Here is a 7,495-nt window from a genome sequence, read left to right on the forward strand (position 1 = left end):
GTGCGCGAGGTCGATGGCGCCGAGAAGCGCGTCGGGCAGCTGCTGGAGGAGTTCCCCGGCAGCACCGCGCCGGTGGTCACCAAGCCGTGAGGCCGACCATCGCGCTGGCGGCGCTGGCACTCGCCGCGCCGGCCTGGGCAGCGGACAAGGTCAAGCCCGCCCCGCCGCCGCCACCTTATGCAGGCGTGTACCAGCCCCGGGGTGTCGACGAGATCGGATGGTGGCGCGAGGACGACGAGAGCGAGCGCACGCTCGCCAATTCACCCAAGGTGATCCGCGACGAAGCGCTGACCGGCTATGTCAAATCGGTCCTGTGCGCGGCCGTTGGCGCGGATCGGTGCAAGGCCACGCGCGTCTACATCATGCGGGAGCCGAGCTTCAACGCCACCATGTCGCCCAACGGGACGATGCGGGTCTATAGCGGCTTGCTGCTGCGCGTCCAAAGCGAGGCGGAGTTGGCGTTCGTATTGGGTCACGAATTTGGCCATTTCGAGAGCCGCCACACGCTGCAGCGCTTCAAGCAGGCGCGCAGCAGCACCGACCTGCTCGCCTGGGCACAGGTGCTTGCATCGATGAACAGCTATGCCGCGACCAACTTCAACAGTTTGCAGCTGTCGGTTTACGGTGGCTTCTACCGCTTCAATCGCGAGAACGAACGCGAAGCCGACTTGGTTGGGCTCGGCTACATGAACGCCAGCACGCTGCGTCCGCAAGCGGCCAGTCGGGTCTGGCGCAGCCGCATAGCGGAGGCAGAGGCGTCCGCTTCCATGCGTGGGCTGAAGAAGCCTCGCTTCGACCGGATCGCCTATTTTGCCTCGCATCCACCCGAGGCGGAGCGGGCCACTTACCTGGCCGCACTGGCGAATCCTGATGGCGATGGCCGCGACGAGGGAGGCGATCGCTATGCCTTGGCCACGGCCAAATGGATGCCGATCTTCCTGGATGATCAGGTCAAGCTTAACGATTTCGGCGCGAGCGAGTACATCATCGGCGCATTGGCGGAGCGCGGCTGGACCGCGACGCTCTGGCATGCGCGTGGCGAGTTGTTCCGAATGAGGGGTGCGCAGCGCGACTTGGTCAACGCAGCCGACTTCTACAGCAAGGCGGTCGCCCTCGATCCCAGTCACGCGGAAGCGCAGCGCGGATTGGGGCTGTCGCTGATCAAGACGGGACGAACCGGCGAAGGCCGGGCGGCGCTGGAGAGCTATCTGGCCCTGCAGCCGGCGGCGTCGGATGCGGCGATGATCACGATGACGATCGCCGCCACGGGAGGGAAATGATGAACGTCATATCGAGGGCTCTGGTCGGGAGCGTCCTGCTGCTGGTGCCCGCCGCCGCGCAAGCGAACGACTATCGTGAGAAGGGCAAGGTGGCCCAGGTCGCCGGCAAGGCCATGGCGGTCACGCCGCCGCGTGACTGGAACAAGCTGAGCGGCAAGCCGGGCAAATACGCCGAGACCTGGACGCTGGACGGCGAGCAGCTGAACGACGTCACCTTCTTCGGTGGGGTCGAGCCGGGTCAGCCGCTGATCCGCGAGCGCAGCAAGAAGCACGAACCGCTGCCCAAATTTGGCGCGACGACCTTGCTGGTCGAGGTACCGGAGCTGCTCGCCGGCACCTATCGTGCGGCAAGCAAGAGCGGTGTTTTCCAGGTCGTCGGGTCCAAACCCGACCCGTTCCTGGGCCAGCCGGGCATCCTGTTCAACTATGAATACACGGACGAAGATGGCCTGCCGAGGAAGGGCGAGGCACGCGCCGCGACGATTGCGGGCAAGCTATTCATGGTCACTTTTGACGCGCCGCGCCTGCACTATTACGACCGTACGCTGGGCGACTTCCGCAGCCTGACTCAGACGATCAAGCTGGCGAAGTAGTCGCCGCGCCATGCCCGCGCCTCGGCCATTTAAAGGCTACTGCGCGTCGATGTCCTGGTTCTTGACCTCGCCGCCTGTGCCCGCATTGCCGGAATAGTCGCCGGGCGCGTCCGACGACCTGCCGCCGCCTTCACCGCGGGCGAGCGCATCGCTGCGGGCGGCCACCGCCTGCTCGATATCGGAGCGGGGGTCTTCGTCCCGGTCGGGCGCGCCGGGCGCTCCCTCGCTCGCCATCACATCATCTCCGGCGGCTGCTGTGTGCCGGGATCGGTGGATGGCATGCCGGGCGAGGGCTGGTCGAAGTCGGGCTGAGGCGTAGTGATCTCAGGTCCGGGTCCGCCGGGTTCGACCGGCGTGGCATCGGGGGTCGGGCTTTCGGGCAGTGGCTGGGTCGCCATTCGTGCTCTCCTTCGCGCCATCAACGCGTCGGACCCATGCGCGGTTGCTTCGCGGTGCCGCACTCGCTTATAGGCGTGCCCCACACGGCGGGTCCGGGTGCAAGCGGGCGTGGCGGAACTGGTAGACGCAGCAGGTTTAGGTCCTGCCATCGCAAGATGTGGGGGTTCGAGTCCCTTCGCCCGCACCAGCCCGCCGCCAGCGTAGCACCTCAAGGCTCGCGGCCGCATTTTCAGATCAAAGGCTCATCATGCAGACTGTCGAGACGTTGAACGAGGGGCTGAAGCGCGCTTACACCCTTACCATTCCCGCCGCCGAGATCGAGGCCAAGGTCGCCGGCGAGATCAAGCGGGTCGCGCCGCAGATGAAGATGCCCGGCTTTCGCCCCGGCAAGGTGCCCGCCAATCTCGTCCGCAAGATGCACGGCCCGGCGCTGTTGCAGGACGCGCTCAACACTTCGATCCAGCAAGGCGTGCAGAGCCTGATCGCCGAGCAGCAGCTGCGTCCGGCCGTGCAGCCGTCGGTGGAACTGGGCGAGGATTATCAACCCGGCGGCGACGCGAAGATCACCGTCGCGCTGGAAGTGTTGCCGCAGGTGCCGGCACCGGCGATCGACGCGCTGAAGCTGGAGCGGCTGACGGTGCCGATCGCCGACGCGCAGATCGACGAGCAGCTGCAGAAATTCGCCGATGCGCAGAAGCATTGGGACGATGCCGGCGACAAGCCGGCGGCGACAGGCGACCTCGTCACCATGGATTTCGTCGGCAAGACCGCCGACGGCGTGGCGTTCGAGGGCGGCACCGGCACGGACATGGCGGTCGAGATCGGCTCGGGCCGGCTGATCCCCGGCTTCGAGGACCAGATCGTCGGCGTGACGGCGGGCGAAGAGCGGCAGATCTCGGTCACCTTCCCGGCCGATTACCAGGCCAAGGAACTGGCCGGAAAGCCCGCCACCTTCGACCTGACCATCAAGTCGGTGAAGACCGCCGGCGAGGCGCGGATCGACGAGGGACTGGCCAAGAACCTGGGGCTGGAAAGCCTCGACCAGCTCAAGGGGCTGATCCGCGGCCAGATCGAGCAGGAGAGCAACGGCCTCACCCGCACGCACATGAAGCGCAAGCTGCTCGATCAGCTCGCCGCCGGCCACGATTTCGACGTGCCGCCATCGATGGTGGAAGCGGAGTTCAGCCAGATCTGGTCGCAACTGGAGCATGAGGCGACGCACGAGGCCAACCCGGAGGCGGCGCGTGCCGAGATGGAGACCGAGCGCGACGATTACCGGCGCATCGCCGAACGCCGCGTGCGGCTGGGCCTGCTGTTGTCGGAGATCGGCCAGGCCAACGGCGTCGAGGTCAGCCAGCAGGAGATGAATCAGCTGATCGCGCAGGCCGCGCAGCAATACGGGCCCGAAGAGCGCCAGCGCTTCATCCAGTACGTCCAGCAGGAGCCGATGGCGGCGGCCCAGCTGCGCGCGCCGCTGTACGAGGACAAGGTCGTCGACTTCCTGTTCGGCAAGGCGGAGATCACCGAGCGCGAGACGACGCGCGAGGAGCTGGAAGCGGCGATCGAGAGCGAGGACGGTTTTGCGACCGGTACGCATGTCCACGATCACTCGGATGACCATGACCACGCGGGGCATGATCATTCCGGACATGATCACGCTGGGCACGACCATGCTGAACATGCTCCCGCGCCCAAGCCCAAGGCGAAGCGCGCCAAACCTGCCCCCGGCAAGGCCGAGGAGAAGGCTGACGCTGCGGTGGAGTCGAGCGAGCCTGCCGCGGCGGCCGATGCCGCCGCCGAGCTGGCGTCGCCCGTCCCGGCCAAGGCTGCCGGGAAGCCACGCGCGAAGCCGGCGGCCAAGGGTTCCAACGCAGGTGTCGAAACGCCGGCGGCCGATGCGCCGGCGGCGGTAACGCCGGTCAAGGCACCGCGCGCCAAAAAGCTCGGCGCGCCGGTGGCTGCGGAGACGCAGGTGCTGGAAAGTTCGCCAGTAGCGGCCGAGCCGGCAGCGGGCGCCGAGGCGGCGGATGCCCCGGTGAAGAAGACACGCGCGAAGAAGTCCTGACGGGGTTTCCCCTCGCGACGCCGGCGCTAAGCTGATATCGGTCCTGCGGGGCCGGGGGGCGATCGATGCCGGCAGAGACGAGCGGGAATGCTGGCGAACGCGCGGGGGCGGGCTGCGCCGATCACCTGCCGGCCGAGCGCCGGCTGGTGATCGCATCGTCGCCCTGGGCCTGCTGCTCCGGCCGGGGTTTCTAGCACTGGGCGGGTGGGCGTCCAACGGCGGAGAAGCCCAGGCGGTGGCGATCGCGATCGCCACCGGTCGCGGCTTTGCCGACGCCTATTTCGTGGGGTCCGGGCCGACGGCGCATCCGCCCGCGTACCGATTCGACACCGCGCGCGCCGTCAGGGTCGCGCTGATCTGGGTGATCGACGCCTTGGGGCTGATCACGCTCGTGACGGCGGTCGTCCAGCGCCGTCCGGGCTGGGGCGCCGTCGCGGTCGTCGTGTTGTTTATCGCGGCGGCCTACTCGCCTTTCCTGTACCAGTGGCGCTACCATTATGCGGTGTACAATCTGTTGGTCTTCGCGGCGGCGAGCGGCGTCTGGGCCATCCTCCTGCGGCTGATTCCGCACAAACCGGAGCCTGCCGTTGTCGCTTGAACCCACGGTGCGCGTGGCCGTGTTGCTGCCGTGCTACAACGAGGAAGCCGCGATCGCGCAGACGGTGGCGGGGTTCCGCGCCGCGTTGCCCGAGGCGGTCGTCTATGTTTTCGACAATAACTCGACCGATCGCACGGTCGAGATCGCGCGCGCCGCCGGCGCAGTGGTCCGACGCGAACGCGTGCAGGGCAAGGGCGCGGTGGTGCGGCGCATGTTCGCCGACGTGGACGCGGACGTCTATGTCATGGCCGACGGCGACGCGACCTACGACGCGGAGTCGGCACCGGCGCTGGTCGCGCGGATGCTCGACGAGCGGCTGGACATGGTGGTCGGCAGCCGCGTGCACGAGGCGAGCGACGCCTATCGTCGCGGGCATCAATTCGGCAACCGCCTGCTGACGGGCATGCTGGCCCGGCTGTTCGGGCGCAGCTTCACCGACATTCTCAGCGGCTATCGGGTCTTTTCGCGTCGCTTCGTGAAAAGCTATCCGGCGCTGTCGACGGGCTTCGAGATCGAAACCGATATCTCCGTCCACGCGCTGGAACTGAAGATGCCGGTGGCCGAGGTGGAGACGCCGTACCACGCGCGACCCGCGGGGTCGGAGTCCAAGCTTTCGACCTACAGCGATGGTTGGCGCATCCTCACCACCATTGTGACGCTGTACCGGATCGAGCGCCCGCTGCTGTATTTCGGCGCGATCGGCACCGTTCTGGCGCTGATCGCGGTCGGGCTGAGCGTGCCGCTGGCGCTGACCTATGCCCGCACGGGGCTGGTGCCGCGCTTTCCGACCGCGATCGGGGCAACCGGGCTGGTGATCCTCGCAGCACTTTCCTTCACCGCCGGCATCATCCTCGACACGGTCGTCCGGGGGCGGCGGGAGGTGAGGCGGCTGGCGTACCTCGCCTACCCGGCGCCGCCCGGCGGGGCTTGAACTAGCTCCGCCCCCGCGCGACATAGTGACACTCACCCGCTCAGAGAGTTTCCCCATGCACAATCCGTTCGAGTCCGGCGATTTCGCGCAGCCTTTCGCCAGCGCCGGCCTCGGCCTGCAGCAAACGCAGGCTGGCCTGGTCCCGATCGTCATCGAACAGTCGAACCGCGGCGAGCGGTCGTTCGACATCTTCTCGCGCCTGCTGCGCGAGCGGATCGTGTTCGTGACCGGCGGGGTCGAGGACGGCATGGCGTCGCTGATCACCGCGCAGCTTCTCTTCCTCGAGTCCGAGAACCCGAAGAAGGACATCTTCATGTACATCAACTCGCCGGGCGGTGTCGTCACGGCGGGCATGGCGATCCATGACACCATGCAGTACATTCGCCCTCGCGTCGGCACCGTGTGCATCGGTCAGGCGGCGTCGATGGGATCGTTCCTGCTCGCGAGCGGCGAGAAGGGAATGCGCGTGGCACTCACCAACTCGCGGATCATGATCCATCAGCCATCGGGCGGCGCGCAGGGCATGGCGTCGGACATCGAGATCCAGGCGCGCGAGATCCTGCGCATCCGGGCGCGGATGAACGAGCTCTATGCGCAGTATACCGGCCAGCCGATCGAGGAGATCGAGCGTAGGATGGACCGAGACACGTTCCTGCAGGCCGACGAGGCCAAGGCGTTCGGCCTGATCGACGAGGTGTTCGACAAGCGGCCTCAGCCGACCGAGGACATGGCCAGGGCGGCCTAGTTAACGACGTAACCACGGGGATATACCCCGTTTGGGCGTTGCTGTTTGCGTATCGGGCGGGCATTGTGCCCGCCCGCAAAGGATTGTTTGAATGACCAAGCTGACCGGTGGCGAGTCCAAGTCGACGCTGTATTGCTCGTTCTGCGGCAAGTCGCAGCACGAGGTCCGCAAGCTGATCGCCGGCCCCACCGTCTTCATCTGCGACGAGTGCGTGGAGCTGTGCAACGACATCATCCGCGAGGAGACGAAGTCCGCGCTGGTGTCCAAGAAGGACGGCGGCGTGCCGACCCCGCAGGAGATCTGCAACGTGCTCGACGATTACGTCATCGGGCAGAAGCAGGCCAAGCGCGTGCTGTCGGTGGCGGTCCACAATCACTACAAGCGGCTGAACCACGGTGCCAAGGGCGCGGATGTCGAGCTCGCCAAGTCGAACATCCTGCTCGTCGGGCCGACCGGCTGCGGCAAGACGCTGCTGGCGCAGACGCTCGCGCGCATCCTCGACGTGCCGTTCACGATCGCGGACGCCACGACGCTGACGGAAGCCGGCTACGTGGGCGAGGACGTGGAGAACATCCTCGTCCGCCTGCTCCAGGCCGGCGACTTCAACGTCGCCGAGTGCGAGCGCGGCATCGTCTACATCGACGAGATCGACAAGATCGCGCGCAAGTCCGAGAACCCCAGCATCACCCGCGACGTCTCGGGCGAGGGCGTGCAGCAGGCCCTGCTCAAGATCCTCGAGGGCACGGTGGCCTCGGTCCCGCCGCAGGGCGGCCGCAAGCATCCGCAGCAGGAGTACATCCAGATCAACACGAAGGACATCCTGTTCATCTGCGGCGGGGCGTTCGACGGGCTGGAGAAGATCATCGAGGCCCGCACGGGACGCC

The 7,495-nt window shown here is 67.0% G+C and carries 9 protein-coding genes and 1 tRNA gene; 8 read left to right on the forward strand and 2 right to left on the reverse strand.

Annotated features, from left to right (window positions below):
- Window positions 1-86: 86 nt before the first annotated feature.
- Window positions 87-1,280: a M48 family metallopeptidase gene (locus JWN21_RS13325; protein ID WP_299651117.1), complete on the forward strand. Its 1,194-nt coding sequence runs from the start codon at window positions 87-89 to the stop codon at window positions 1,278-1,280.
- A complete protein-coding gene (locus JWN21_RS13330; RefSeq protein ID WP_299651121.1) occupies window positions 1,280-1,873 on the forward strand; it encodes a hypothetical protein in 594 nt (197 codons plus the stop codon). The genes JWN21_RS13325 and JWN21_RS13330 overlap by 1 nt, the downstream gene beginning before the upstream one ends.
- A 36-nt stretch (window positions 1,874-1,909) precedes the next feature.
- On the opposite strand, the gene JWN21_RS13335 is transcribed toward JWN21_RS13330, so the two are convergent.
- The gene (locus JWN21_RS13335; protein WP_299651124.1) at window positions 1,910-2,107 is read right to left on the reverse strand and encodes a hypothetical protein; all 198 of its coding nucleotides are present in this window, start codon (window positions 2,105-2,107) and stop codon (window positions 1,910-1,912) included.
- Window positions 2,107-2,271 (reverse strand): hypothetical protein, encoded by a 165-nt coding sequence (locus JWN21_RS13340; protein WP_299651127.1) that lies wholly within the window; start codon window positions 2,269-2,271, stop codon window positions 2,107-2,109. The genes JWN21_RS13335 and JWN21_RS13340 overlap by 1 nt, the downstream gene beginning before the upstream one ends.
- 103 nt (window positions 2,272-2,374) lie before the next feature.
- On the opposite strand from JWN21_RS13340, the gene JWN21_RS13345 reads away from it, so the two are divergent.
- The 6 genes from JWN21_RS13345 to clpX form a co-directional block, all read left to right on the forward strand.
- Window positions 2,375-2,459: transfer RNA gene (locus JWN21_RS13345), tRNA-Leu, on the forward strand.
- Between the two features lie 60 nt (window positions 2,460-2,519).
- Window positions 2,520-4,337 carry a trigger factor gene (gene tig / locus JWN21_RS13350; protein ID WP_299651129.1) on the forward strand — a complete coding sequence of 606 codons (1,818 nt, stop codon included), beginning with the start codon at window positions 2,520-2,522 and terminating at the stop codon, window positions 4,335-4,337.
- A 235-nt stretch (window positions 4,338-4,572) separates the two neighbouring features.
- Window positions 4,573-4,935: a hypothetical protein gene (locus JWN21_RS13355; protein WP_299651132.1), complete on the forward strand. Its 363-nt coding sequence runs from the start codon at window positions 4,573-4,575 to the stop codon at window positions 4,933-4,935.
- Between the two features lie 13 nt (window positions 4,936-4,948).
- Window positions 4,949-5,866, forward strand: coding sequence for a glycosyltransferase family 2 protein (locus tag JWN21_RS13360; protein ID WP_299651135.1), 918 nt, complete (start codon window positions 4,949-4,951; stop codon window positions 5,864-5,866).
- 55 nt (window positions 5,867-5,921) lie between these two features.
- Window positions 5,922-6,611, forward strand: a complete 690-nt coding sequence (gene clpP / locus JWN21_RS13365) for an ATP-dependent Clp endopeptidase proteolytic subunit ClpP (protein WP_299651138.1) — start codon at window positions 5,922-5,924, stop codon at window positions 6,609-6,611.
- Between the two features lie 91 nt (window positions 6,612-6,702).
- Window positions 6,703-7,495, forward strand: a 793-nt coding sequence (clpX, locus tag JWN21_RS13370) for an ATP-dependent Clp protease ATP-binding subunit ClpX (RefSeq protein ID WP_299651141.1), incomplete at its 3' end; no start/stop codon positions are given.

The sequence above is a fragment of the Sphingomonas bacterium genome, assembly GCF_028292945.1.
GTDB lineage: Bacteria > Pseudomonadota > Alphaproteobacteria > Sphingomonadales > Sphingomonadaceae > Sphingomonas.